22 protein-coding genes are annotated in these 20,932 nt (G+C 66.3%); 8 read left to right on the forward strand and 14 right to left on the reverse strand.

The features are described 5' to 3' along the window. The first annotated feature begins 96 nt into the window (after positions 1 to 96). The 3 genes from BIZ42_RS15600 (at position 97) to BIZ42_RS15610 (ending at position 5,421) form a co-directional block, all read left to right on the forward strand. On the forward strand, positions 97 to 825 hold the full coding sequence (locus BIZ42_RS15600) for a response regulator transcription factor (RefSeq protein WP_019185902.1): 729 nt from the start codon (positions 97 to 99) through the stop codon (positions 823 to 825). Then, a complete protein-coding gene (locus BIZ42_RS15605) occupies positions 822 to 2,240 on the forward strand; it encodes an ATP-binding protein (RefSeq protein WP_070426961.1) in 1,419 nt (472 codons plus the stop codon). The genes BIZ42_RS15600 and BIZ42_RS15605 overlap by 4 nt, the downstream gene beginning before the upstream one ends. A 208-nt stretch (positions 2,241 to 2,448) precedes the next feature. After that, the gene (locus tag BIZ42_RS15610) at positions 2,449 to 5,421 is read left to right on the forward strand and encodes a ligand-binding sensor domain-containing diguanylate cyclase (protein ID WP_070426962.1); all 2,973 of its coding nucleotides are present in this window, start codon (positions 2,449 to 2,451) and stop codon (positions 5,419 to 5,421) included. Between the two features lie 6 nt (positions 5,422 to 5,427). Here BIZ42_RS15610 and rnt read toward each other — a convergent pair whose 3' ends face one another. The 10 genes from rnt to pstS (BIZ42_RS15660) all read right to left on the reverse strand — a co-directional run bounded on the left by rnt (position 5,428) and on the right by pstS (BIZ42_RS15660) (position 14,298). Beyond that, positions 5,428 to 6,015: a ribonuclease T gene (gene rnt, locus BIZ42_RS15615; protein WP_070427567.1), complete on the reverse strand. Its 588-nt coding sequence runs from the start codon at positions 6,013 to 6,015 to the stop codon at positions 5,428 to 5,430. A gap of 112 nt (positions 6,016 to 6,127) precedes the next feature. Then, positions 6,128 to 6,895 (reverse strand): putative DNA-binding domain-containing protein, encoded by a 768-nt coding sequence (locus BIZ42_RS15620; protein ID WP_070427568.1) that lies wholly within the window; start codon positions 6,893 to 6,895, stop codon positions 6,128 to 6,130. Beyond that, positions 6,888 to 7,760 (reverse strand): DUF692 domain-containing protein, encoded by an 873-nt coding sequence (locus BIZ42_RS15625; protein ID WP_237393518.1) that lies wholly within the window; start codon positions 7,758 to 7,760, stop codon positions 6,888 to 6,890. Before BIZ42_RS15625 ends, BIZ42_RS15620 begins: the two co-directional genes overlap by 8 nt. Continuing rightward, positions 7,747 to 8,121, reverse strand: coding sequence for a hypothetical protein (locus BIZ42_RS15630; protein WP_070426963.1), 375 nt, complete (start codon positions 8,119 to 8,121; stop codon positions 7,747 to 7,749). Before BIZ42_RS15630 ends, BIZ42_RS15625 begins: the two co-directional genes overlap by 14 nt. Positions 8,122 to 8,339: 218 nt before the next feature. After that, positions 8,340 to 9,047 (reverse strand): phosphate signaling complex protein PhoU, encoded by a 708-nt coding sequence (gene phoU, locus BIZ42_RS15635; RefSeq protein WP_019185895.1) that lies wholly within the window; start codon positions 9,045 to 9,047, stop codon positions 8,340 to 8,342. Positions 9,048 to 9,112: 65 nt separating this feature from the next. Further along, entirely contained in the window at positions 9,113 to 9,943 is an 831-nt protein-coding gene (gene pstB / locus BIZ42_RS15640) for a phosphate ABC transporter ATP-binding protein PstB (RefSeq protein ID WP_019185894.1), read from the reverse strand. 19 nt (positions 9,944 to 9,962) lie between these two features. Continuing rightward, on the reverse strand, positions 9,963 to 10,829 hold the full coding sequence (gene pstA, locus BIZ42_RS15645; RefSeq protein WP_019185893.1) for a phosphate ABC transporter permease PstA: 867 nt from the start codon (positions 10,827 to 10,829) through the stop codon (positions 9,963 to 9,965). Then, positions 10,829 to 11,797, reverse strand: a complete 969-nt coding sequence (gene pstC, locus BIZ42_RS15650; protein WP_019185892.1) for a phosphate ABC transporter permease subunit PstC — start codon at positions 11,795 to 11,797, stop codon at positions 10,829 to 10,831. The genes pstA and pstC overlap by 1 nt, the downstream gene beginning before the upstream one ends. A gap of 87 nt (positions 11,798 to 11,884) precedes the next feature. Beyond that, complete coding sequence (pstS, locus tag BIZ42_RS15655; RefSeq protein WP_070426964.1) at positions 11,885 to 12,976, reverse strand: phosphate ABC transporter substrate-binding protein PstS; 1,092 nt, start codon at positions 12,974 to 12,976, stop codon at positions 11,885 to 11,887. Positions 12,977 to 13,278: 302 nt separating this feature from the next. Beyond that, on the reverse strand, positions 13,279 to 14,298 hold the full coding sequence (gene pstS, locus BIZ42_RS15660; RefSeq protein ID WP_046272026.1) for a phosphate ABC transporter substrate-binding protein PstS: 1,020 nt from the start codon (positions 14,296 to 14,298) through the stop codon (positions 13,279 to 13,281). Positions 14,299 to 14,515: 217 nt separating this feature from the next. On the opposite strand from pstS (BIZ42_RS15660), the gene BIZ42_RS19365 reads away from it, so the two are divergent. The 4 genes from BIZ42_RS19365 (at position 14,516) to BIZ42_RS15675 (ending at position 16,673) form a co-directional block, all read left to right on the forward strand. Continuing rightward, positions 14,516 to 14,656, forward strand: coding sequence for a pantocin A family RiPP (locus tag BIZ42_RS19365; RefSeq protein ID WP_083279876.1), 141 nt, complete (start codon positions 14,516 to 14,518; stop codon positions 14,654 to 14,656). Continuing rightward, the gene (locus BIZ42_RS19595; RefSeq protein ID WP_156785757.1) at positions 14,631 to 15,320 is read left to right on the forward strand and encodes a ThiF family adenylyltransferase; all 690 of its coding nucleotides are present in this window, start codon (positions 14,631 to 14,633) and stop codon (positions 15,318 to 15,320) included. Before BIZ42_RS19365 ends, BIZ42_RS19595 begins: the two co-directional genes overlap by 26 nt. Before the next feature lie 82 nt (positions 15,321 to 15,402). Then, positions 15,403 to 15,780, forward strand: coding sequence for a hypothetical protein (locus tag BIZ42_RS15670; RefSeq protein WP_156785758.1), 378 nt, complete (start codon positions 15,403 to 15,405; stop codon positions 15,778 to 15,780). Then, a complete protein-coding gene (locus BIZ42_RS15675; RefSeq protein ID WP_070426967.1) occupies positions 15,777 to 16,673 on the forward strand; it encodes a DMT family transporter in 897 nt (298 codons plus the stop codon). The genes BIZ42_RS15670 and BIZ42_RS15675 overlap by 4 nt, the downstream gene beginning before the upstream one ends. A gap of 108 nt (positions 16,674 to 16,781) precedes the next feature. Here the strand turns inward: BIZ42_RS15675 and BIZ42_RS15680 are convergent, their stop codons facing one another. From BIZ42_RS15680 to BIZ42_RS15695, 4 genes are all read right to left on the reverse strand, one after another. Next, positions 16,782 to 17,993: an OprO/OprP family phosphate-selective porin gene (locus tag BIZ42_RS15680; protein ID WP_070426968.1), complete on the reverse strand. Its 1,212-nt coding sequence runs from the start codon at positions 17,991 to 17,993 to the stop codon at positions 16,782 to 16,784. A 180-nt stretch (positions 17,994 to 18,173) separates the two neighbouring features. Beyond that, positions 18,174 to 18,848: an endonuclease III gene (gene nth / locus BIZ42_RS15685; protein ID WP_070426969.1), complete on the reverse strand. Its 675-nt coding sequence runs from the start codon at positions 18,846 to 18,848 to the stop codon at positions 18,174 to 18,176. Continuing rightward, positions 18,848 to 19,210, reverse strand: a complete 363-nt coding sequence (locus BIZ42_RS15690; protein ID WP_046272024.1) for a hypothetical protein — start codon at positions 19,208 to 19,210, stop codon at positions 18,848 to 18,850. The genes nth and BIZ42_RS15690 overlap by 1 nt, the downstream gene beginning before the upstream one ends. Positions 19,211 to 19,213: 3 nt before the next feature. Further along, on the reverse strand, positions 19,214 to 19,996 hold the full coding sequence (locus BIZ42_RS15695; protein ID WP_046272023.1) for an enoyl-CoA hydratase-related protein: 783 nt from the start codon (positions 19,994 to 19,996) through the stop codon (positions 19,214 to 19,216). Positions 19,997 to 20,163: 167 nt separating this feature from the next. Here BIZ42_RS15695 and BIZ42_RS15700 point away from each other — a divergent pair, with 167 nt between their 5' ends. Then, a complete protein-coding gene (locus BIZ42_RS15700) occupies positions 20,164 to 20,865 on the forward strand; it encodes an FKBP-type peptidyl-prolyl cis-trans isomerase (protein WP_019185884.1) in 702 nt (233 codons plus the stop codon). Positions 20,866 to 20,932 lie beyond the last annotated feature (67 nt).

The following is a 20,932-nucleotide window of genomic DNA, read 5'->3' on the forward strand; positions in this document are numbered from 1 at the left end:
CACAGCACATTTCGTTATGTATCTGCATGACCCTTTGAAACAGACGTACGCAAACCAGGAGATGCGGTTCAGCTCCCGACAGGGGATGATCACCGCATGGAGACTGCCAACAGCATGCATAGACTGCTGATCGTCGATGACGACAACGATATCCGCCAGCTGCTCGCCGAGCAGCTCGGCCGCGCCGGTTACCTGGTGAGCACTGCCGGCGATGGCCACGGCATGCGCCAGCTGCTGGAGCGCGAGCACGTGGACCTGATCGTACTCGACCTCAACCTGCCGCGCGAAGACGGCCTGACCCTGTGCCGGGATCTGCGTGCGCGTTCGAGCACGCCGGTGATCATGTTGACCGCGCGCAGCGAGCCGATCGACCGCGTGCTGGGCCTGGAGATGGGCGCCGACGATTACCTGGCCAAGCCGTTCGAGCCGCGCGAACTGCTTGCCCGCATCCGCAACGTGCTGCGTCGCACCGAGGCGCTGCCGGCCAACCTGGAGCCGCTGGCGATCCGCCGCGCGCGCTTCTCCAGCTGGATCTTCGATCTGGAACATCGCCACCTGGTCGATCCCGACGGGCGGGTGGTGGTGCTGTCCGGCGCCGAGTTCCGCCTGCTGCGGGTCTTCGTGGGGCATGCCAACAAGGTGCTGTCCCGCGAGCAGCTGGTCTCGCTGAGCAGCGGCCGCAACTACGAGTCGCAGGACCGTGCGATCGACCTGCAGGTCAGCCGCCTGCGCAACAAGCTGGCCGATGACGGGGGCAGCGATGGCCTGATCAAGACCGTGCGCAACGAAGGCTATGTGCTTGCGGCGGCGGTCACCCTGGAATGACACGCCTGCGCCGTTTCTTTTCCTCGATGGTGGGACGATTGTTCGTCATCCTGCTGCTGGGCATGAGCGTGGCCGCGATCGGCGCGACCATGCTGGCCAGCACCAAGCGCCAGCAGGAATTCGAACGGCAGAACCTCAACCGCATCGCTGATCGCCTGCAGGGCTTCGTCAACCTGCTCGACGGCGATCCGGAACTGCGCGAGCGCCTGCTCACCAGTGGCGGGCCAAGCGTGCACCAGCTGCCCGAGGGCGCCCGCATCGGCCGGCCCGACGCGGCGTTGATGGAGATCCTCGATGACCGGCCCGGGCCGGTGGCGAGCAGCCAGGTCGCCTTCACCTCGTTCCGCTCCTGCCTGCCCCGGCTGCCGGAACTGCTGCCGCCGCCGCCGCGCGACAAGGAAAAGATGCGGCATCCGCCGCGTGAGCGTGACCCGTCTTTCATTCCGCCCAAGTGCCGTGTGGTGACCCTGCAGCTGAGCGATGGCACGCCGCTGCGGCTGGCGCTGGATTCCCCGGCGGTTGCGCATAACGGCGTGCTTGCCGTGGACCCGCTGTTCCTGACCCTGCTGGTGGTGGCGATCGCGATCCTTGCCTACATCGTGGCGCGGATGGCCAGTGCACCGCTGCAGCGCTTGGCTGATGCCGCCGCGGCGCTGGGCGATGACCTGCAGGGCGCGCCGATGCCGGTCACCGGCCCGTTCGAGGTCCGCCGCGCCGCGGAGGCGTTCAACGCCATGCAGAAGCGCCTGCAGCGCCACCTCGGTGAACGCACCCAGATGCTGGCGGCGATCACCCATGACCTGCAGACCCCGGTGACCCGCCTGCGCCTGCGGCTGGAGAACGTCACCGACGAGACCCTGCGTGAGCGCCTGATCGGCGACCTGGGCGCGATGCAGGCACTGATCCGCGAAGGCCTGGAGCTGGCCCGCAGCGCCGAGAGCGCCGAACAGCGGGCCGCGCTGGACCTGGATTCGCTGCTGGAAAGCATCGTGGAAGATGCCGCCGAGGCCGGTGGGGATGTGCGCTTCGAGCAGCCGAGCGGGGCGGTGCTGATGCTGCGGCCGCTGGCGATGCATCGCCTGTTCTCCAACCTGGTCGACAACGCGGTGATGTATGGCCAGTCCGCCCGGGTGCGGGTGAAGCAGGTCGGGCAGGACGTCGAGGTCCGCATCCGGGACAGCGGCCCGGGCCTGGCCGAGGACGAACTGGAAGCCGTGTTCGACCCGTTCGTGCGGTTGGAAACCTCGCGTTCGCGCCAGACTGGCGGGGCCGGGTTGGGGCTGACCATCGCCCGCGCACTGGCCGAGAAGGATGGGGCAAGCCTGCACCTGCGCAACCATCCGCAGGGCGGGCTGGAGGCCATCGTGCGCTGGAGCTCGCCGGCGCGGGCCCCGGCCGGATCCCGCGGCGGCTGACGCCGGCTCCCCCAAAACGAAAGGATTTGCCTACTATGGGCATCTCTTTCCAGCGTCTCCCCCATGAGAGCGTACGACTCTGCCAGCCCCCACGCTGGTGCACGGCCGTTCCCCCCATGCGCACGGCGCCTGCCCAAGGCTGATCCATACGGATGAGCGATCGGGGGGCAGGCACCGGTGGCGGCCGGCACAACTGAAGTTTCCGGGCATGCCGACCCTGCAGGCGGCTGCGCTGTGGCTGATGCTGCTGTGCGCTGTCCCGTGGCCGCTCTCGGCCCAGGATGGCCCGCCGCCGCTGCGTGACTATGCGATCGATGTCTGGACCTCGCGCAACGGGCTGCCGCACAACTCGCTGCGCGACATCGCCCAGACCCCGGAAGGGCATCTGTGGTTCGCCACCTGGGAAGGCCTGGTCCGCTACAACGGGCTGGATTTCACGGTATTCGACCGCAGCACCACGCCGGGCCTGCGCGACAACGGCGTCGGCGCGCTGCTGGTGGACCGCAGTGGCGGGCTGTGGATCAGTGATTCGCGCGGCAATGTGACCCGGCGCGGCGCGGACGGCCGTTGGCAGGTCTGGGAGCATCGCCCCGATACCCCGCAGGTGCTGATCCAGGCGATGCAGATGGACAGCCATGGGCGGCTGTGGCTGCTGTACGAAGGCAAGGGCATCGGCAGCCTGGGCCCGGACGGCACGTTCGACTATCAGACGCCGCCGGCCGACGTGCCGATGGCGATGAGTTTCACCAAGCTGGTGGTGGATGCGCAGGACCGGGTCTGGGTCGGCACGCTGGACGGCCTGGTCGTGCGCGACACCGATGGCGTGCAGCGCCGCGCGCCGGACAGCTGGGGACTGGGGCGCGGCCTGGTATGGCCGTACCGCGCGCCCGATGGGGTGATGTGGGTGGTGGCCGGTGAGCGCATCTACCGCATGCAGGATGGCGCGCCGCTGCTGCAGCACCGCCTGCCGGGGGTGACCCACATCACTGCGATGCTGCAGGACCGCCACGGCGACCTGTGGCTGGGCACCGAGAACCAGGGCCTGCTGCGCTTGTCGCGGCACGGGCTGGAGCGGTTGCCGACCGGGCTGTCGCTGCCCGGGGGGCGCGTGGTCAGCCTGCGCGAAGACGCCGAGGGCAGCATCTGGGTGGGCGCCAATGGCGGCCTGTACCGCTTGCGCGAAACCTTGTTCAGCAGCTTCACCGAGCGCGACGGGCTCAGCGGCGACTACGTGCGCACGGTGTTCGAGGATCGCCTGCGCCAGCTCTGGATCGGCAGCGCCAGCGGCCTGGACCGGCGCGACGCGCAGGGGCGCTTCAGCCCGGTGCCGCTGCGCAACAACGTTGGCAAGAGCCCCTCGGTGCTGAGCCTGGCGCAGGATCGTGAGGGCAGGTTGTGGGTGGGCACGTTCGGCGACGGCATCTTCCAGATCAACGAACAGGGCCAGCGCCTGCACGTCTACGGCAACGCCCAAGGGCTGCCAGGCGGCAACATCCGCGCGATCAGCATCGACCGCGACGGGGTGGTCTGGGCCGGGACCCAGAAAGGCGTGATCCGCATCGAGGCCGGCCAGGTCGGGCAGCCGGCGATTCCCGGCATGCCGACCGGGCTGATCACCGCGCTGGCGCACGATGCTGAGGGCGGGCTGTGGATCGGCACCATCGAGGGCATCCGGGTGCTGCGCGGCGACCGGGTGCAGGCCATAGACCTGCAGCGCCTGGGCGGCGGGCGCAGCGTGTTCGGCTTCCAGCAGATCGGCGATGCGATGTGGATCAGCACCGACCGCGGCCTGTACCGCTACCAGCAAGGCACGCTGGCGCGGGTCGGCCTGGAGCAGGGCATGCCGGTGGATACGGTGTTCCAGCTGGTGCCCGACCGGGTCGGCAATGTCTGGATCAGCAGCAACCGCGGTGTGCTGCGCACCGACATGGCGATGCTCAATGCCGTCGCTGACGGGCGCGCCGCGCGGGTGGAGGTCGAGCATTACAACGAGATCGACGGCATGGCCAATTCACAGGCCAACGGCAGCTCCGGGCCATCGGCGATCCTGCGTCAGGACGGCACGTTCTGGGTGGTGACCGCTGGTGGCCTGAGCACGGTCGACCCGCTGCGGCTGCAGCGCTTCCGCGAGCGCCTGGCGCCGCCGGCGGTGATCGAGAGCGTGCAGGTCGATGGGGCGCCGCTGCATTGGCAGGGCAGCGACCATAATTCGATTCCCGGCGGGCGCCGCTTGAGCGTGAGTTACGTCGGGCTGAGCTATCTGCTTTCCGAGCGTATCCGCTACCGCACCCGCCTGGATGGCCTGGACAAAGGCTGGATCGAGCGCGGCCAGCAACGCAGCGTGGAGTTCATCGGCCTGCCGCCGGGCGACTACACGCTGCACGTGTCCGCTGCGCATCCGGGCGGTGCCTGGAGCGACAGTGAAGCGGTGTGGGAATTCACGGTGGAACCGTTCCTGTGGCAACGCCGCAGTGTGCAGCTGGTCGCCGCGCTGATGTTGCTGGCCGGGCTGATCGCGTTGTACCGGTATCTGATCAACCGTTACAAGGCCAGCAATGTACGGCTCGCACGGATGGTGAAGGAAGCGACGCTGGATCTGCAGACGCAGACGGTGAACCTGCAGGCGCTGAATCTGGAAAAGACCGAACTGGCTGACCGGCTGGCAGTGCAGGCCGAGGCCTTCGAGCGGCAGGCCCGCGAAGACGCCTTGACCGGGCTGCCGAACCGGCGCGCGTTCGATGAAGCGCTGGCGCGTGATTTCGCGCGCTCGCAGCGCAGCCACCACCCTCTGTGCCTGGTGGTGCTGGACATCGACCACTTCAAGGAAGTGAACGACCGGCACAGCCATTCGGTGGGCGATGTGGTGCTGGTGGAAGTGGCACGGCTGCTGGCCTCGGCCTGCCGTGATTCGGACATGCCGGCGCGTACCGGCGGCGAAGAATTCGCGCTGCTGCTCAATGACACCCGCCTGGACGAAGCCGCCCAGGTCTGCGCGCGCCTGCGCGGGTTGTTCCATGACCACCCCGACTGGGCAGGCATCCCGGGGCTGACGGTGACCTTCAGCGCCGGCCTGGTCGAACTGGATGCCGCCGACCGCACGCCGATGCTGCTCTACCAGCGCGCCGACCGCGCGCTGTACCGGGCCAAGAGCGAAGGGCGCGACAGAACCGCTATCGGTTGATGCCGCTCAGGGGCGCGGCCAGCTGTTGGCGACCTTGCAGAACAGCTTGGCGGTCTGCTCGGTGTCATACACCGCGCTGTGCGCCTCATCGGCATCCCAGCCCAGCCCGGCTGCGGTGGCCGCGCGAGCCAGCACGGTCTGGCCATAGGCGATGCCGCCGAGGGTGACGGTGTCGAACACGCTGAAGGGGTGGAACGGGTTGCGCTTGTGGCCGGTCCGGTTGACCGCCGCATTGACGAAGCCCAGGTCGAAGTGGGCGTTGTGCCCGACCAGGATCGCGCGCTGGCAGCCGTACTTCTTCATCGCCACCCGGATCGGGGCGAAGATGTGGTCCAGCGCGTCGCGCTCGACCTTGGCCAGCCGGAAGGGGTGGTCCAGGATGATGCCGGTGATCTCCAGCGACTTGGGATCGATCTCCAGGCCTTCGGCGGGCACCACATGGGCGCTGGCGGTCTGGCCGGGATAGAGCAGGCCGGTCTCGTCCATCTCGATCGGCACCGCGGCGATCTCCAGCAGGGCGTGGCGACCCGAGTCGAATCCACCGGTTTCCACGTCCACCGCCACCGGCAGGAAGCCGCGGAAGCGGGTCGCCATCAAGCGCTGGGCGGCAGCGGGCAGTGCGTCGGCAGCAGCCGGCGCGTCGGAGCGGGGGAGGTCGTCAGTCATCGCCCCAGTTTAGCAGAGCGACCTGTATGCCCCCCCGCGCTCAGGCGCTGCGGCGGCCAGCGTCGGGGGCCGGTCCGATCACCCCGCTGTCGTGACATTGCCGCAGCAGGGCGGCGCCTGGCAGCAGCAGGGCATCGGCAGCCATGCCGTGTGCCTGCGCAAGCTGCTGCAGATACGTGGTGCCGGTGCTGCCGGGATGCTGACCGATCAGCTCCAGCAGCTGCGCGGCCATCGGGCTGACCGCGGCGAAGCGGACCTGCCCATCCGGGTCGCGGCGGACCAGCAACGCGGTCGGCTCGGGGTCGGGCCGCGTCGGCGCGTCATCGGTGCCGAGCCGGTGCACGGGCCAGCGATAGCGCAGCGGCCAGGCCAGCGGTGAGCGCTGCAGCGCCGCGCGCATCGGGTCCAGGCCGGGCGCGGGCGGCAGCGGGGACGCGTCCAACTGGTAGAGAGCCGTTTCCACCCACTCGTAGTGCGCCAGTTCGGCCAGCGCCGGATGCGGCAGCGTGGCCTGGCCCTGCAACCACTGCACGAACTCGGCGGCCAGTTCGGTGAACAACGGGGTCTGCGCACGGTGTACTGCGAGATACCGCCGGACCAGGGCGGCCCACGCTGCCTCGCCGAGCAGGCGCACGCAGACCGGGAAACCGTTGCCCAGCAGCCCGAGCACGTTGTTGAACACCAGCCGCTCATGGATGCCCAGCCGGCGCGCGTCCAGACCCGGCGGGGCAGGGACCTGGGCCGGGTCGCGCAGGTGCGCGGTGAGGGCTCGCTGCTGTGCGTGCAGGCGCGCCGGGGCGTCAGTCATGCCGGCCTCCGGCATGAGCGGCCATCCGCTGGCGGATGGTCTGCAGCTCGCCACGCAGCTCGGCATACGGGGGGAAGTTGAAGTCGCGTTCCAGCAGGGTCGGGCGGGGCCCGATGCGCGCGTAGGTGCGGCCGAGCAGCGCCCAGACCGGATCGATCACCGCGCTGCCGTGGGTATCGATCTTCAGGTCAGGAGCCTCATCGAGGTGACCGGCCACATGCAGGCAGACGATGCGCGCAGCCGGCAGCCCGGCGATGAAGGCATCAGCGTCGTAGCCGTGGTTGCAGGCGTTGACGTAGACGTTGTTGACGTCCAGCAGCAGGTCGCAATCGGCCTCGGCGAGCACCGCCGTGGTGAAGGCCAGTTCGTCCATGGCCGGCTCCGGGGCGAGGTAATAGGACACGTTCTCCACCGCGATGCGCCGGCCCAGCAGGTCCTGCACCCGGGCGATACGCGCTGCGGTGTGACGCACTGCTTCCTCGGTGAAGGGAATCGGCAGCAGGTCGTAGAGGTGGCCGTCATCGCTGCAGTAGCTCAGGTGTTCGCTGTACAGCGGCACCTTGTGCCGCTCCAGGAAGCGTCCCACCTGGTCGAGCAGGGAGGTATCCAGTGGCGCGGTGCTGCCCAGCGAAAGCGACAGCCCATGGCAGGTGAGCGGGTAACGCGTTGCCAGTTCGGCCAGTGCATCTCCGGCCGGCCCACCGACGCCGATCCAGTTTTCCGGCGCGCATTCGAGGAAGTCGAGATCTCCCGCGGGCGCATCGCGCAGATCCTGCAGCAGGGCGCGGCGCAGGCCAAGTCCGGTCGCCGCCGCAGGCAGCGGCAACCAGTCCAGCCCAGTGGCGGGAGCGTCAGTGCCTGGCACCGCACTTGCCTTCGCCGCACTTGCCTTCCGCCGCCTTGCCGTCGCCGGCGGTCGTTGCCTTGCCGCCAGCGGCCTTGCCCTTGTTGGCACCGCACTTGCCTTCCCCGCACTTGCCTTCGGCGGTCTTGGCACCGGCGGTCGCGGGCTTGTCGCCCGCCGTGCTGCCGGCCTTGTCGCCGTGCGCACCACATTTTCCTTCGCCACACTTGCCTTCGGCCGCCTTGGTCGCCGCTTGGCCGGCCACCAGGTAGCCCTGGGCCAGGTCGGTCATGCTCAACGCGGACGCCGAGGCGGCCACGCCCAGGCCGGCGGCCAGCGCAGCCGCTGCCAACAGGGACTGCGAGCGGGTGGGTGTGCTCATCGGGTGGATCTCCTTGCAAGGGGCCGGGGCCCGGGATGGCGGCGTGGGGGCAGCAGGTGCGGCCATGCTCGACCAGCCCGGCTCATCGAATCCTCACACAGGATTCAACGTTTCGTGAAGTGCAGCGCCTCATTCCCGGAGCGCCCGGACGCTCTGGCCACAAAAAAACCGCCACCCGAAGGCAGCGGCTTTTTGCTTTGCTTTTTTGAAGCGCTCGCTCAGACGTGATCGGTACTGCTGGTCTCGTCGCGCTTCTCGCGCGGTGGCAGGGCCTGCTCGCCATGCACCAGGAACCACACGTTCTCGGCGATGTTGGTGGCATGGTCGCCCACGCGCTCCAGGTTCTTGGCCATGAACAGCAGGTGGGTGCAGGGTGTGATGTTGCGCGGGTCCTCCATCATGTACGTCAGCAGCTCGCGGAACAGCGCGGTGTACTGCGCGTCCAGGCGGGCATCGTCGTCGCGCAGTTCCAGCGCCGCGGCGGCGTCGTTGTCACGGTAGGCTTCGATCGCGCGGCGCACCTGCTGGGCGGCCAGCCGGCCCAGCGCCCGCAGGCCCTGGATCTGCGGCAGCGGCGGCACCTTGCTCAGGGCGATCGAGCGCTTGGCCACGTTGGCGGCGTAATCGCCGATGCGTTCGATGTCGGCCGGAATGCGCAGGCCGGCCAGGATCTCGCGCAGGTCGCGCGCCATCGGCCCGCGCAGCGCCAGGCGCATGACGTCGTGGCTGATGTGCTGCTCGAGCGCGTCGATCGCTTCATCGTTGGCGATGATGCGCTGGGCCGCGTTCTCATCGCGCTTCTCGATGACGTCCATGGACGCCTCCAGCTGGGCGACGGCCATCTCGCCCATGCGCACGATCTCGGCCACCAGGCGCTGCTGTTCTTCGTCGTAGCTCTTGACGATGTGGTCGTTGGGAAGATTCATGGTCTGCAATCCGGGTAGCGCCAGGCCATGCCTGGCTGGGACAGTTGGTGAGGGAACAGCACCGATCAACCGAAACGACCGGTGATGTAATCCTCGGTCTGCTGCTTGTTGGGCTGCGAGAAGATCACTTCGGTGCGGTCGTGTTCGATCAGGTCGCCCAGGTACATGAAGGCGGTGTAGTCGGATACGCGCGCGGCCTGCTGCATGTTGTGGGTCACGATGACGATCGTGTAGTCGTGCTTGAGCTCTTCCACCAGCTGCTCGATGCGGCTGGTGGAAATCGGGTCCAGCGCCGAGGTCGGCTCGTCGAGCAGCAGCACGTCCGGGCGCAGGGCCACGGCGCGGGCGATGCACAGGCGCTGCTGCTGTCCACCGGACAGGCCCAGCGCGCTCTGGTTGAGCTTGTCCTTCACCTCGTCCCACAGCGCGCCCTGGCGCAGGGCCTGCTCGACGCGGTCGGTCATCTCGGATTTGGAGAGCTTCTCGTGGTGGCGGATGCCGTAGGCCACGTTCTCGAAGATGGTCATCGGGAACGGCACCGGCTTCTGGAACACCATGCCGACCTTGCTGCGCAGGCGGTTCATCGGGTACTTCGGCGAGAGGATGTTCTCGCCATCCAGCAGCACTTCACCACGCGCTTCCAGCTTGGGGTACAGCGCGTAGATGCGGTTGAAGATGCGCAGCAGGGTGGACTTGCCGCAACCGGAGGGACCGATCAGCGCGGTGACGCGCTTCTCCGGAATCTCCAGGTCGATGCCCTTCAGCGCATGGAACTTGTCGTAGTAGAAATCCAGACCGCGCGCGGCCAGCTTGATCGGCGCCGGGGTCTGCAGGTTTTCATGCGAGGCCGGGACCACGATGCGCTGCATCGGCACGGCGTTGGAGAGATCGTTCATGGCGATGTCCGTGGAAAGGTCAGTCATGGGAGATACGGTTGCGCAGCAGGATGCCGCGCGCGGAAAGGCTGACCAGCAGCACGAACACGGTCAGCACCAGCGCGCCGGCCCAGGCCAGCACCTGCCAGGATTCATACGGGCTGCCGGCGAACTGGTTCATCACCACCGGCACCGAGGCCATCGGCTGGAACACGTTGCTGTTCCAGTACTGGTTGCCGAAGGCGGTGAACAGCAGCGGCGCGGTTTCACCGGAGATGCGGGCCAGCGCCAGCAGGATGCCGGTCACGATGCCGGCGGCGGCGCTGCGGTACAGCACCTGCACGGTCACCTTCCACTGCGGGATGCCCAGCGACAGCGCTGCTTCGCGCATCTGCGACGGCACCAGGCGCAGCATTTCATCGGTGGTACGCACCACCACCGGCAGCACGATGAAGGCCAGCGAGAGCGCGCCGGCGAAGGCCGAGAACTGGCCACCGGTCTGCATCACATACAGGGTATAGACGAACAGGCCCAGCACGATCGACGGCGCCGAGAGCAGGATGTCGTTGACGAAACGGACCACCGTGCCGGCCTTGCGGAAGTTACCGTACTCGGCCAGCCAGGTGCCCGCGAGCACGCCCAGCGGGGTGCCTATCGCGATCGCCAGGCCGCACATCACGGCACTGCCGAAGAACGCATTGGCCAGGCCGCCTTCCTGCATCGGCGGCGGTGTCATCTTGGTGAACAGGTCCAGGTTGATCCCGGCCAGGCCCTTGGAGGCCAGCGTCCACAGGATCCAGCCGAGGAAGAACAGGCCGAACAGCGCGGTCAGGCAGGACATCAGCAGCGCGACCACGTTGACGATGCGGCGGCGCAGGTAAAGCGGTTGGGCGTTGGCGGTGGACATCAGTTGCCCTCCTTGCGGGCCAGGCGCATCAGCATCAGGCGGGCGATCGCCAGCACCACGAAGGTCACGATGAACAGCACGAAGCCGAGCAGCAGCAGCGCCGAGCGGTAGGTTTCAGTGGCTTCGCCGAAATCGTTGGCGATCAGCGCGGCAATCGTGGTGCCCGGTTCCAGCAGCGACGGCGATAGGCGCACGCTGTTGCCGATCACGAAGGCCACCGCCATGGTTTCACCGAGCGCGCGGCCCAGGCCCAGGAAGATGCCGCCGATCACCGCCGAGCGGGTGTAGGGCAGCACGATGTCCCAGCTCACTTCCCACTTGGTGGAGCCCAGCGCGTAGGCCGATTCCTTCAGGCGGGTCGGCACGGTGAGGAACACTTCGCGCATCACCGAGGAGATGAAGGGGATCACCATGATCGCCAGCACGAAGCCGGCGGTGAGCACGCCGATGCCCAGCGGCGGGCCTTGGAACAGCGGGCCGATGATCGGCATCGTGCCCAGGTGGTCGTTGAGGAACGGGGTGACGTATTCGGTCATCACCGGCACCAGCACGAACAGGCCCCACATGCCGTAGATGATCGAGGGGATACCGGCCAGCAGTTCGATGGCGGTACCGACCGGGCCACGCAGCCAGCGCGGGGCGACCTCGGTCAGGAAGAAGGCGATACCAAAGCTCACCGGGACGGCGATGACCATCGCGATCAGGGCAGTGACGAGGGTGCCGTAGATCGGTGCGAGCGCACCGAATTTGTTCTCGACCGGATTCCATTCGGACGAGTAGAAGAAGCTCAGGCCCTGCTCCTGCAGGGCATGGCGGCCGCCCCACAGCATGGAGAGCGCGGCGCAGGCCAGGGCGACCAGCACCAGGATGACGGTGGCGATCAGTACCCAGCGGAACAGTGTGTCGTTGCGGGCATCACGCAGGTCGCGGAGGGACGGTGCGGGAACAGGCTGGGCGATGGCATTCATGGCTGAGGCGGGGGCCCGAGTGGTGGTTCGGCAGGGTGGTGCGGCGAGGAAAGCGGGCCTGCGCTGTGCACAGGCCCGCTGTCTGGCTTACTTGAACTCGCTGGTCCAGTACGCCTCGATCTGGGTGACCAGCTCGGCCGGCAGCGGCACGTAGTGCAGTTCGTTGGCCTGGGCCTGGCCCTTCTCGAAGGCCCACTTGAAGAACGCCAGGGTGTCCTTGCTGCGCTGGGCATCCTTGGGCTGCTTGTGCATCAGCATGAAGTTGGTGGCGGTGATCGGCCATGCCTGGTCGCCCGGGGCATTGGTGATGACCAGGTTGAAGTCCTTGGCGCTGGCCCAGTCGGCGCTGGCGGCGGCCGCGGCGAAGGTTTCCGCGCTCGGCTGCACCCAGTTGCCGGCGGCGTTCTGCATCGACGCGTACGGCATGCCGTTCTGCAGCGCGTAGGCCAGTTCGACGTAGCCGATCGAGCCCTTGATCTGCTTCACGTACGAGGCCACGCCTTCATTGCCCTTGCCACCCACGCCGTCCGGCCACTGCACCGAGGTGCCTTCGCCGACCTTGCTCTTCCAGTCCGGGCTGACCTTGGAGAGGTAGTTGGAGAAGTTGAAGGTGGTGCCCGAGCCATCCGAACGGTGGACCAGGGTGATCTTGCCGTCGGGCAGCTTGACGCCCGGGTTGGCGGCGACAATGGCCGGGTCGTTCCAGGTCTTGACCTTGCCCAGGAAGATATCGGCCAGCAGGGCGCCGCTCAGGCGCAGCTTGCCGGCTTCCAGGCCGTCGATGTTCACCACCGGGACCACGCCACCGATGGCCGACGGGAACTGGCCGAGGCCTGCCTGGGCCAGCTCTTCGCTGCTCAGCGGCTTGTCGGAAGAACCGAAATCAACGGTGCCGGCCTTGATCTGGGCGATGCCGCCACCCGAACCGATCGACTGATAGTTGATCTTGGCGCCGGTGGCGGCGTTGTAGTCGGCCGACCACTTGGACACCAGCGGGAAAATGAAGGAGGCACCGGCGCCGGAGATCTCGGCGGTCAGGCGGTCGCCGGCGGCCGGAGCGGCAGCGGGCGCATTGGTGGCCGGCGCGGCGGCCTGGCCTTCAGCGCCCGGCTTGCAGGCGGAAAGACCCAGCGCGATGGCCAGGGAAAGGGCGGCAATGCTGGCCGTGTGCAGTTTCATGCGTCACTCCATAGCGGGATAAGGGCCGGTCTTTCCGGCGACGCGACTATGAAATGATGTTTTTGTTACAGCTTGATGACGCCGTGACCTGGCGCACGCAAAGCCTTGTCCCACAAGGGCCGCCCTGTCGGGGGCAGGCAACAAAAAGGCGCGGAACCTTGCGGCCCGCGCCCGATGGCGCCGGAAGGGGGAGAGAGGTCCCTCCGGCGCCATTGCACTGTCCAGTAGTTGCGTCGGGGGCGACGCGTACCGACCAACGGTCGGCGCCTACCGGTAGGTCACCACCGTTGGTGGTGGCTTGCTCAATACTTCAGGTTCTGCGACCAGTAGGTCTCGATCTGCTTGACCAGGGTGTCCGGCAGCGGAACGTAGTCGAGCTGCTTGGCCTGCGCATCCCCGCTCTTGTAGATCCAGCGGAAGAACTCCTGGGTGGCCTTGGCGTTGGCAACGTTCTTGGGCTGCTTGCGGACCAGGATGAAGTTGGTGGCGGTGATCGGCCACGCATCGGCGCCCGGGGCGTTGGTCATGACCAGGTAGAAATCCTTCGAACTGGCCCAGTCGGCGCTGGCGGCAGCGGCGGCGAAGGAGGTGTCGCTCGGCAGCACGATCTTGCCCGAGGCGTTCTTCATCGCGGCATAGGACATCTTGTTCTGCAGCGCGTAGGACAGTTCGACGTAGCCGATGCCGCCCTTGATCTGCTTCACATAGGCGGCAACACCTTCGTTGCCCTTGCCACCGATGCCGACCGGCCACTGGACCGAGGTGCCTTCACCGACCTTGGTCTTCCACTCCGGGTTGACCTTGGAGAGGTAGTTGACGAAGTTGAAGGTGGTGCCCGAACCGTCCGAGCGGTGCACGACGGTGATCTTGCCGTCCGGCAGCTTGACGCCCGGGTTCAGCGCGGCGATCGCCGGGTCGTTCCAGGTCTTGATCTTGCCCAGGAAGATGTTGCCCAGGGTCGGGCCGTCGAGCTTCAGCGCGCCCGGGGCGATGCCGGCCACGTTGATCACCGGGACCACGCCGCCGATCACCGACGGGAACTGGGCCAGGCCGGCCGCCGCCAGTTCTTCCGGCTTCAGCGGGGCATCGGAGGAGCCGAAATCAACGGTCGCGGCCTTGATCTGGGCGATACCACCACCGGAACCGATGGACTGGTAGTTGACCTTCTTGCCGGTCGCGGTGCTGTAGTCGGCCGACCACTTGGACATGACCGGGTAGATGAACGAGGCGCCCGCGCCGGTCACATCGGCGGCGTTGGCGGCGAACACGGACGACGCGGCGAGGACGGCAACAGCGGCGCGCGATTTGAAGGCGTGGATCACGGGGTGGCTCCTGGGATGGATGAAGGTGCGGGGTGTCCCGCCCGGTGCTCATTCCATAACGGTTCGATGACAGCGCAGCGTCTGTCATATGACTGGATTGTGACATGTGTCACGGGGCGCTCCCGCCGGGCCGCGGACGCTTCCCGTATACCCCTGGCGAGCGTTCAGATCCTTGACCGACAGCGCTAAAAGTTGTGGCAAGGAGGCGTAGTTTCATATGGCGCCAATGGTGGCGCATGACGAAGCAGAGGGGTTGAACATCTCCAATCTTGTATTTGTGGATCTGGAAGAACGCATCTCAGCGATCAGTGAAGAAGGCGCGATGTACCGTGATGGCGAGCGTATTGATCTTGCGTGAGGGCCAAAGGGAGGCGGGCGTAAGCCCACCTCCTTCAAAGCTAAGTGAGGTATGCGATGCGTTACACCACAAGTCGCTGTTGAAGCGATCTCATCATGTAATCGTCTCGGATGACGGAGATATATGCATCGGAGAAATCCCGCGGAGAGCAAAGATTCTTCGCCAGCCGCCGGAATGGGCAAGCGGCGTGCTCTCGTTGCTGGACGGGCAGCACACGTTGCCACGAATCATCAAGACTGCTTCAGCGCAGGGTCTGAAGGTAGACGGTACCGGGATAGAAAACTTCATTGAGGCACTGGCTGGATTTGGTCTGCTGGAGGAGGGAGGAAGAGTCTCCAGTTCGCTCAGCGTGGAGGAGATGGAGCGATACGACCGGCAAATCCTTCAGTTTTCCCTCATTGACGAGGAACGGGTTGCGCACGGATCCATTTATCAAGAGCGCTTGAAGAGCGCGCGCGTCCTTGTGCTGGGGATGGGCGGGTGGGGCACGTGGTGTTGTCTGAATCTCGCAAGGTTGGGAGTTGGCTCGCTACGCATCGTCGATGGCGACGACGTGGAGGTGTCGAATCTGAACCGGCAGGTTCTGTACGAGTCTTCCCACGTTGGTCGAAAGAAGGTGGCTGCGGCCGCCGATAGTTTGGCGCGGCACAATCCAAACGGATGATTTGAGGGCAGGCAGGTTTTCATTCTCCTTCGAGAGGCTGAACGATACGCCTGCTAATGCCACAATTCTCGAACTTCAATGTATGAAAGGCTTGTTGAATTCGCCGGCGATGTCGGAGCTGCTCCTGCATGTCACTGCCCGTAAGCCGAGCAGGATCGTGCAGTGCTATGTCAGTCGATTCAGGAAAGGGCACTTTATCTACACCCACCGCGACCCGGGGCAGAGCTTTGGCGTCGCAGTGAATTTGACACGTCGCTGGGACCCCAATCACGGTGGGCTCACTGTCATCCTGGACGAAGGTGGGAGCGCGGTAAGAGCGTGCCTGGTGCCGGTTGCGTTCCAGACGCTGGTGTTTGATACCAGTGAGCGCTCTACGCCGCACTTTGTCTCAATGGTGTCAGCGACCCCACCATGCGCCCGCATGGCAGCGATTGCCCGCTACGACGCCACTGTTGAATGAAAGGCGCACCAATCGACCGCCGTAGCCTGGGCGCTGCCCTGATCGTCATCGTCATCTGGAGCACCAGCTTCTCGTTCGCCAAGGAAGCCATCCATCACCTTGGTCCTTGGTTGTTCCGGTGCTACAGCATGGCGATCGCGGTGTTGCCGCTGCTGCCATTCGTGCGCCGCAGCCTGGTCGATCTGTGGATCCTGCCACCGCGGGAGCGTCGGTACCTGTTGTGGGCGGTAACGTTGACCGGCAGCGTGGTAGCGTCGCTCAACATGCTCGCGCTGGCATACTTTCCCGCCTCCAGCGTGTTGGCGATGATGTATACGATGCCTGCGTTTGCCAGCCTGATCCAAGCCGGCACCCGCCGGTCGTGGTCCTGGCTGACACTGGCGGCGCCCGCCGCTGCCCTTGCCGGTGTAGGGGTCTACAGCGGAGATGCCAGTTTGGGCGCAGGGGCCGTGCTGGTGCTGTGCAATGCGGTGCTGTGGGCGGTGGGCACGACGTTGTCGGGCAGGGTTGGCACGGCCCTGCAGCCTTTTACGGCGGTCACCGTGCAGATGCTGATTGCCTTCATGACCAGCCTGCCAATGGTACTGGTCGCGGTCGTTGCGTTCGATCAACCCTTGCGGATGCCGTCGCAGTTCGACGTGGTGGGTATCCTGTATGCGGGGCTGCTTAATGGAGCGCTGGTGTTCTGGCTGTGGTACTACGCTATCCGCGGGCTCGGGGCGTTGCGTGCCTCCTGGTTTACCTTGTTCGTACCAGTTCTGGGCGCAGCTTTCGCTGCTGCGTTCTTTTCCGAGCGCTTGGGCGGGCGTGAGCTGCTTGGCATTGGCCTGATCAGCCTCAGCATGCTGATCCAGCGTGGTGTATCACGCCGACAGGCCGCAACGACGCCGTAAGCGCCGTCGGCGGCTTCCCAACAACCCTTGCGGGTCGGGCGCTGGGGCCGGGCACAAAAAAAGGCGCAGCCGAAGCTGCGCCTTTGTGTCACACGCGTACCGCAGGGCTCACCAGAAGAACTGCAGGCGCGCTTCGAGGATGTTCGGATCGTCGTTGACGAACGTACGGGCGGTGGAGCTGTACTTCTTGCTGTCCACCATCACGTAGTTCAGCGCGAACTTGGTGTTGGAGCGCCAGTAGTAGTTCACGCCCACGGTCCAGATGTCCATCTTGCCGCCGAGCACGCCATCGACGATCGGCGGGCGGCCGGCCACCGGATTCGCGTTCAGGTTGCCGTCGTTCAGATCCATGTGGTCGTAACGCGCACCCAGCTGCCACATGCCGCGGCCCGGTTCGTCCGGCAGGCCGGTGGTCGGGGTGCCGCCCTTGTAGCCCCAGGTCTCGCCGCTGATGTTCCACAGGCCGCTGACGTAGTAGCCGTCGCTGCTGTAGTTGTCGTGCGAGTAACGCTTGGCCTTGCTGGTGTAGTACTCGGCCTGGGCCTTGAACGGGCCACCGATGTACATCGCTTCGGCACCGATCGTGCTGACGCGGTCGGTATCGACCAGGTTGCCGCTGTCGACCAGGCGCGCGGTGGCCAGGTCGGCGTTCGGACGGGCGCGCACGCGCAGGGTGTCGGCGTCGGTGTCGTAGTCCACATAGCTCAGGCCGAAGTGCAGGACCTGGCCCTTCTCGTTGATCGGGGCCCAGGTACCACGCGCGCCGTAGCCGCTGCCGTGGGCCAGGTTGCGGGTCAGCTCGCGGCCGAAGGCGCTGGCGGTGACGGACCAGTTGTTGTCACCGATGCTGTAGGCGCCACCGAGGCGGCGGGCCACGGCGTAGGTGTTGGTGACCGCGGCCTTGGAGATGAAGTCGTTGTTCTTGGTGCTGGAGAGTTCTTCCAGGCTGTTGGGCTGCTTGAACTGGCCGAACTGCACGAAGTGGTTGGCGTTGCCGGCCAGCTTGTACTTCAGGTTGGTGTCCAGGAACTTGTCGGCCTTGGCGTCGTAGCCCACCACCCATTCCACGTTGCCCGGGCCCTTGCCCTTGAGCACCAGCTCGGCGCGGCGCAGCTCGAATTCGCTGTTCTTGCCGTTGCCGGCATCACCGCCGTTGAGGTCGGTCACATCGTTGTCGAACCAGTTGCCGTCGGCCTGGACCAGGCCCTCGAACGTGATTTCCGAACCGCCGATCACATCGATGGCCACTTCAGCGTGAGCGGCCGGAACGAACAGCGCAGCCGCCACGGCCGCAGTAAGAAGTTGGCGATGCAGTTTCATGGAAGGAGCCTTGCAGGCAGGTGGGAAGATGCTGCGCAGGCTAATTAGTGAAGATTGCGTAAATGTGACAGTTTCAGACAAACCGTCATCACCCGCATCCCAAGCGGTGTCAGGGGCTGCTATTGATGCCCGGCGCAGATGACCGCCGGGTTGCGCCCATATGGCAGTCGCGTGCCCCGTTCAGGCGGCGGTTTTTTCCTTGAATCGGCACAGGTCGCGGATCACGCATTGCGGGCAGTCCGGCTTGCGTGCCTTGCACACATAGCGGCCGTGCAGGATCAGCCAGTGGTGCGCATCGAGCAGGAACTCGGCGGGGATCACCTTGACCAGCAGATCCTCCACCGCGCGCACATCCTTGCCCGGTGCCAGGCCGGTGCGGTTGGACACGCGGAAGATGTGGGTGTCCACCGCCATCACCGGCTCGCCGAAGGCGGTGTTGAGCACCACGTTGGCGGTCTTGCGACCGACACCGGGCAGCGCTTCGAGTGCGGCGCGATCACGCGGCACCTCGCCGCCGTGCTGGCTGACCAGCATCGCGCAGGCGGCGATCACGTTCTTGGCTTTCGCGTTGTACAGGCCGATCGTGGCGATGTACTTCTTCAGGCCGTCCTCACCGAGCGCCAGGATCGCCTGCGGCGTGCTGGCGACCGGAAACAGCTTGCGCGTGGCTTTGTTGACGCCCACGTCGGTGGCCTGCGCGGACAGCGTCACCGCCACCAGCAGTTCGAACGGGGTGCTGTACTCCAGTTCGGTCTTTGGGTGCGGGTTGAGTTCGCGCAGGCGCGTGAACATTTCGATCACGTCGGCCCTGGGCATGCGTGCGGTGCGTGCGGCGGTTTTCTTCATCGTTGCCATCAGGACGTGCGGCCAGCGGCCTTGGCCTTGGCGCGCGCGAGGATCGCGGCGGCGGCAGAGGGCAGGGCGGGCTTCTGGATCTCGGGAGTGGGGGGCGGTGCACGGCGCGCATCGCGTTCGGCGGCACGGCGCGCGAGCCGCTGCTGGCGCTGACGGTAGCGTTCGCGTGCGGCCCAGGCCCGTTGCAGCTGCTGCTGCGCCTGCTGCAGGCGCTGCGGCAGGTCGGGATGACCGGGCAGCAGCTGTGCGTCGCCCGGGTGTGGAACGTAGTCCATCAGCCCGGCGTCCAGCGCGGCGTCCCAGTGATCATCGAGCACGAGCGCCAGCAACTGCGCCGGCGAAACGGTAGGGGGAGGCGACATGGCTCAGCGGTTCTGGAATACCGGTGGGCGGCGCGCCAGGAATGCGTTGGTCCCTTCGCGCATGTCCTCGGTGGCGAACATCAGGCCGAATTGCGCGCTCTCGTACTCCAGGCCCTCGCCCAGCGGGCACTCACCGCCGATGTGGATCGCATCCAGGATGCCGCGCAGTGCCAGCGGCGCGGCCGAGGCCAACTGCGACGCGATGGTCTGGACCCGCGCATCGAGCTCCGCGGCGGGGACGACCTCGTTGACGATGCCCAGTTGCGCGGCACGGGCCGCAGTGATCGGGGTGCCCAGCAGGCACAGCTCCAGCGCGGCAGCGCGGCCGCACAGGCGCAGCAGCCGCTGGCTGCCGCCGAAACCGGGAATCAGGCCCAGGTTGACCTCCGGCTGGCCGACCTTGGCGGTCTCCGCCGCCACCCGCAGGTGGCAGGCCATGGCCAGTTCCAGGCCGCCGCCCAGCGCAAATCCGTTGATCTTGCCGATCACCGGCTTGGGCATGCGCTCGATGCGGCGCATCAGCCCTTGGCCGAGCAGGGAGAAATCACGACCCTGAACCGCGCTCAGGCCGTTCATTTCGGCGATGTCGGCACCGGCGACGAACGCCTTGGGACCGGCGCCGGTCAGCACCACCACCCGCACCGCAGGGTCGGCAGCGGCCTCGGCGAAGGCCGTATCCAGGGCTTCCAGCGTCGCCCGGTTGAGGGCGTTGAGTTTGTCCGGGCGGTTGACCGTCACAGTGCGTACGGCACCATCGTCCATAATCGCGATAAGGGCGTCGGCCACGGCAGGACTCCTGAAAACGTTAAAAAAAAGTGATGTTGAACTCTTGAAACGAAGTCAGGTCAGAGCCTGCGTCGTTAGTGGCGGTTCAACGTTGCGGCGGCTATCCTAACCCGTCGCCTCAGGGCGGCCCAACGCGTCCTGAGTTACCACCCCTGGAGAAAAGTTTGATGAAGTTGCGTTCTATCGCGGTCGCCGTCGCGGCCCTGGCCCTGACGGGCAATGCCTTCGCCCAGGACACCTCGTCCGAAAAGGGCAAGCTGAGCTATTACTTCGGTTACGACTACGGCAACAACCTGGCTGAGCTCACCGCACGCGGCGAGCAGCTGGACATCAACTCGGTGGTGAAGGGCCTGCAGGATGCCTACGCCAAGAAGCAGCCGTCGATCACGGCCGAGCAGTTGAAGCCCGCCGTCGAAGCCTTCCAGAAGCGTGAGCAGGGTCGTGCGCAGGCCGCCAAGGCCGAGTACGACAAGGCTGCCGCCGAGAACAAGACCAAGAGCACCCAGTTCCTGGCCGCCAACAAGGCCAAGGCCGGCGTGCAGTCGCTTCCGAGCGGCGTGCAGTACCGCGTGATCGAAGCCGGCAAGGGTGCCAAGCCGACCCAGGCCAGCACCGTGCAGCTGGAAGTGGCCGGTCCGTATCCGTTCGGCACCCGTCCGGCCGAAGCGCGTCCGGCCCAGCAGATCCCGGGCATCAAGGTCAGCGAAGTTGAAATGAAGGCCATGCGTGAAGCCCTGCTGCAGATGCCGGCTGGCTCCAAGTGGGAAGTGACGCTGCCGCCGGATCAGGCCTATGGTGCCGATCCGCGCACGCCGTTCCCGCCGAACGTCGCGGTGCAGTTCGAAATCAAGCTCGTCAGCGTCAAGTAATTTTCGCAACATCAAGAACGCGCCGGTGGAAACACCGGCGCGTTTTTTGTTTCCGTGCAATCGCGGT

Origin of the sequence: Stenotrophomonas sp. LM091 (genome assembly GCF_001806305.1) — a bacterium.
Taxonomy (GTDB): Bacteria; Pseudomonadota; Gammaproteobacteria; order Xanthomonadales; family Xanthomonadaceae; genus Stenotrophomonas; species Stenotrophomonas bentonitica_A.

Coding starts and splice junctions, on each gene's coding strand:
- BIZ42_RS15605 (WP_070426961.1), top strand. CDS start 822: ATGACACGCCTGCGCCGTTTCTTTTCCTCGATGGTGGGACGATTGTTC.
- BIZ42_RS15620 (WP_070427568.1), bottom strand. CDS start 6,895: ATGACTGACGCCCCGGCGCGCCTGCACGCACAGCAGCGAGCCCTCACC.
- nth (WP_070426969.1), bottom strand. CDS start 18,848: ATGGCAACGATGAAGAAAACCGCCGCACGCACCGCACGCATGCCCAGG.
- pstS (WP_070426964.1), bottom strand. CDS start 12,976: ATGAAACTGCACACGGCCAGCATTGCCGCCCTTTCCCTGGCCATCGCG.
- BIZ42_RS15690 (WP_046272024.1), bottom strand. CDS start 19,210: ATGTCGCCTCCCCCTACCGTTTCGCCGGCGCAGTTGCTGGCGCTCGTG.
- pstC (WP_019185892.1), bottom strand. CDS start 11,797: ATGAATGCCATCGCCCAGCCTGTTCCCGCACCGTCCCTCCGCGACCTG.
- BIZ42_RS15680 (WP_070426968.1), bottom strand. CDS start 17,993: ATGAAACTGCATCGCCAACTTCTTACTGCGGCCGTGGCGGCTGCGCTG.
- BIZ42_RS15630 (WP_070426963.1), bottom strand. CDS start 8,121: ATGAGCACACCCACCCGCTCGCAGTCCCTGTTGGCAGCGGCTGCGCTG.
- BIZ42_RS15610 (WP_070426962.1), top strand. CDS start 2,449: ATGCCGACCCTGCAGGCGGCTGCGCTGTGGCTGATGCTGCTGTGCGCT.
- BIZ42_RS15675 (WP_070426967.1), top strand. CDS start 15,777: ATGAAAGGCGCACCAATCGACCGCCGTAGCCTGGGCGCTGCCCTGATC.
- BIZ42_RS19365 (WP_083279876.1), top strand. CDS start 14,516: ATGGCGCCAATGGTGGCGCATGACGAAGCAGAGGGGTTGAACATCTCC.
- BIZ42_RS15700 (WP_019185884.1), top strand. CDS start 20,164: ATGAAGTTGCGTTCTATCGCGGTCGCCGTCGCGGCCCTGGCCCTGACG.
- BIZ42_RS15600 (WP_019185902.1), top strand. CDS start 97: ATGGAGACTGCCAACAGCATGCATAGACTGCTGATCGTCGATGACGAC.
- pstA (WP_019185893.1), bottom strand. CDS start 10,829: ATGTCCACCGCCAACGCCCAACCGCTTTACCTGCGCCGCCGCATCGTC.
- rnt (WP_070427567.1), bottom strand. CDS start 6,015: ATGGCGACCCGCTTCCGCGGCTTCCTGCCGGTGGCGGTGGACGTGGAA.
- phoU (WP_019185895.1), bottom strand. CDS start 9,047: ATGAATCTTCCCAACGACCACATCGTCAAGAGCTACGACGAAGAACAG.
- BIZ42_RS15670 (WP_156785758.1), top strand. CDS start 15,403: ATGAAAGGCTTGTTGAATTCGCCGGCGATGTCGGAGCTGCTCCTGCAT.
- pstB (WP_019185894.1), bottom strand. CDS start 9,943: ATGAACGATCTCTCCAACGCCGTGCCGATGCAGCGCATCGTGGTCCCG.
- BIZ42_RS19595 (WP_156785757.1), top strand. CDS start 14,631: ATGGCGAGCGTATTGATCTTGCGTGAGGGCCAAAGGGAGGCGGGCGTA.